Below are 509 nucleotides of genomic sequence, written 5' to 3'. Positions count from 1 at the left end.
AACTCGCATGGTACGTAGTTACCTCACACCGTTTCAGAGAATCGTAAAAGAAAGTAATCGATCGATGCAACCCAATCAGCCACAAAGTAGCAGTTGGATTTTGGCGATCTCAAAAGAGAACCGTCTATTAATTGTGCTGCATGTCGCAAGATTTGAGCGATTTAGCAATTATTTAGCAGTTTATTAAATCAGCCGTTTTGAATCAGCCGTTACGAAGAGGACGATCGCAACTTCATCATTGTGCCTTACGAAGTGTGACTTTCCACGATTCGCCTGCGATCGCCTGCAATTGCGCTTTGAACTGGCGCGAAAGCTGGCGGCGCAGTCGCGGTGAAGGCTGATAGAGAAACAGATCGCGATCGATCGGCAGTTGCGGCAAAACGGCTTTAACAAGCTGAAACTCAACAGACGGCTTGAGCAAATAGCTCAGTGATAAAACGCGCTCGATCGAAGCGTCACTGAGAATTAAGGGTCGATCGCTTTGATTCACAGCAGCCGCAACTTCAAGA

General features: G+C 47.0%; 1 protein-coding gene. It reads right to left on the bottom strand.

Annotated elements, in window-relative coordinates; translation table 11 throughout:
• Window positions 1-235 precede the first annotated feature (235 nt).
• Window positions 236-509, bottom strand: a 274-nt coding sequence (locus tag D7Y13_RS46285) for a hypothetical protein (protein WP_208734580.1), incomplete at its 5' end; no start/stop codon positions are given.

It is taken from the genome of Corallococcus praedator (assembly GCF_003612125.1).
GTDB lineage: Bacteria > Myxococcota > Myxococcia > Myxococcales > Myxococcaceae > Corallococcus > Corallococcus praedator.
Note: the sequence above shows the minus strand (reverse complement) of the source record. Positions and strands in the feature narration are given on the sequence as shown.